The organism is Maridesulfovibrio spiralis (SeqCode) (assembly GCF_048571135.1).
Taxonomy (GTDB): domain Bacteria; phylum Desulfobacterota; class Desulfovibrionia; order Desulfovibrionales; family Desulfovibrionaceae; genus Maridesulfovibrio; species Maridesulfovibrio spiralis.
This window is the reverse complement of record NZ_CP182344.1, coordinates 3105001-3107500: the sequence shown is the minus strand read 5'-3', so window position 1 is coordinate 3107500 and position 2500 is coordinate 3105001. Positions and strand designations below refer to the sequence as shown.

Sequence of the window (2500 nt, the reverse complement as noted above, 5' to 3'; positions counted from 1 at the left end):
TTTTGAAACTCGCTGACCCGCTGTTTTTCAAGCGGCGCGGCGTTGAAACTTAGTGAAGTTCGCATCCGCTGTCAACAACTTTCTGAAATTTGTTTTTCAATGATCCCGGCAGCTTCAGTCGTTCAGACCTCTTTCCGTCGGTGCGTTGGGCAATCTAGAGAATCGCCGTCCGCTTGTCAATCATTTTTTTATTCGCCACTTCCTGTGGCTCACCCCTTCGGGGCGTTGCCTTTTCAGGAAACGCTCAAATCTGCTGTCCTGCAGATTTGTGAAAGTTTTCTTCGCCTTGCGGCGCTGCCTTCGGCGACCCTTCCGGGGGACTCTCCGAGGGCCAAAGAAACTTTTGGAAAAGTTTCTCTGGACTCTTCAAAACTTTTTAGTAGTGCTTCGCTCTGCCCCGAGCCGGCTTCGGTGGGATTCGTCCAGAATACCCGCTCTCCAAAACCTGCTCTAAAAATCGATGCGAAGCGCCAAGCTTCGAGTCTCAAACTTTCAATTAGTTAATGATCTTAGCACGTTGCTTTCGCTCAGTGCGGAGGCGGAATCTATTCAAACCGGCCGTCCATGTCAATCATTAATTTCGATGTTCTCAAAACATTTTTTCAATGATCTAGGCACGTTGCTTTCGCTCAGTGCGGATTGGGAAACTAAGTGAACCCGCTCCCGTTGTCAACCGCAAATTTGCAGTTACTCAAAAAAAAACTCCGACGCGCTTGTGACTTCCAGCCATTGCTGCGTCGAGAAGAGTGGTTCTATGGAAAACCCGCCGCCGGGTCAAGGGGTTTTTGGAATTATTTGGGGTATATCTTTCTTCTAAGAGCTCTAAACAACAGCTCTCCCCAACTAAAGCGCGTTTGGGTAGAGGGGATGGAGATTCTTAAGAGGAAGGGGAGACCCCCTTTTGGCGCTAGCAAAGGGGGTCTCCCCTTCCTCTTAAGCCGCCGGAGGCCCTCACACGCCCCACTTAACAATCCGGCCCCCATCCTGAGTATGTGCGGAACAAAAAAAAGCCCCTGAACCTAAGTTCAGGGGCTTGAAATAAAAGCTTGCGACGACCTACTTTCCCACTGGCTACCCAGCAGTATCATCGGCGATGGAGAGCTTAACTTCCGAGTTCGGAATGGGGTCGGGTGTGACCTCTCCTCAATGGTCGCAAGCAAATATGGCTTGCTTCGATGAGCAAAAATATATGGTTTAATAGAGAAGAATTTTACCCTTTGCTTCAACCTTTTGGGGTTAAAGTTAAGGGAAGAGAAGAAAAATAAGTCGCACGATTTATTAGTACCGGTCAGCTGAATGTGTCGCCACACTTACACCTCCGGCCTATCAACCAGGTGGTCTCCCTGGAATCTTTAGATGCAAAAGCATAGGGATAACTAATCTTGAGGCAGGCTTCCCGCTTAGATGCTTTCAGCGGTTATCCCTTCCGAACTTAGCTACCCTGCAATGCCGCTGGCGCGACAACAGGAACACCATAGGTTCGTCCACCCCGGTCCTCTCGTACTAGGGGCAGACCCTCTTCAATTATCCTACGCCCACGGTAGATAGGGACCAAACTGTCTCACGACGTTTTAAACCCAGCTCGCGTACCACTTTAATCGGCGAACAGCCGAACCCTTGGGACCTGCTTCAGCCCCAGGATGTGATGAGCCGACATCGAGGTGCCAAACCGCGCCGTCGATGTGAACTCTTGGGCGCGATCAGCCTGTTATCCCCGGCGTACCTTTTATCCTATGAGCGATGGCCCTTCCATGCGGAACCACCGGATCACTAAGACCAACTTTCGTTCCTGCTCGACATGTCTGTCTTACAGTCAAGCTCCCTTATGCCTTTGCACTCAACGGCTGGTTTCCAATCAGCCTGAGGGAACCTTTGCAAGCCTCCGTTACTTTTTGGGAGGCGACCGCCCCAGTCAAACTACCCACCAGACACTGTCTCCAAGCCGGATGACGGCGTTGGATTAGAATTCAAGACTATCAAGGGTGGTATTTCAAGGTTGGCTCCACCGACACTAGCGTGCCGACTTCAAAGCCTCCCACCTATCCTACACATGATAGCCCTAAACCCAATGTCAAGCTATAGTAAAGGTGCACAGGGTCTTTCCGTCTTACCGCGGGTAACCGGCATTTTCACCGGTAATTCAATTTCACTGAGTCTCTGGTTGAGACAGTGGGGAGATCGTTACGCCATTCGTGCAGGTCGGAACTTACCCGACAAGGAATTTCGCTACCTTAGGACCGTTATAGTTACGGCCGCCGTTTACTGGGGCTTCAATTCGGAGCTTCGCCGAAGCTAACACCTCCTTTTAACCTTCCAGCACCGGGCAGGCGTCAGTCCCTATACATCGTCTTACGACTTAGCAGAGACCTATGTTTTTAGTAAACAGTCGCCCCCCCCGATTCTCTGCGGCTCCAAACAGCTCGGAGAGTATATAACTTCACCGTCTGGAGCATCCCTTATCGCTAACTTACGGGATCATTTTGCCGAGTTCCTTAACCAG

General features: G+C 50.6%; 2 rRNA genes (1 of these 2 cut by a window edge). Both read right to left on the bottom strand.

The features are described from left to right. Window positions 1-1043: 1043 nt before the first annotated feature. A 5S ribosomal RNA gene (gene rrf / locus ACNI29_RS13870) occupies window positions 1044-1158 on the bottom strand. 99 nt (window positions 1159-1257) lie between these two features. Continuing rightward, window positions 1258-2500: ribosomal RNA gene (locus ACNI29_RS13865) — 23S ribosomal RNA — on the bottom strand; it runs 1691 nt beyond the window's last position.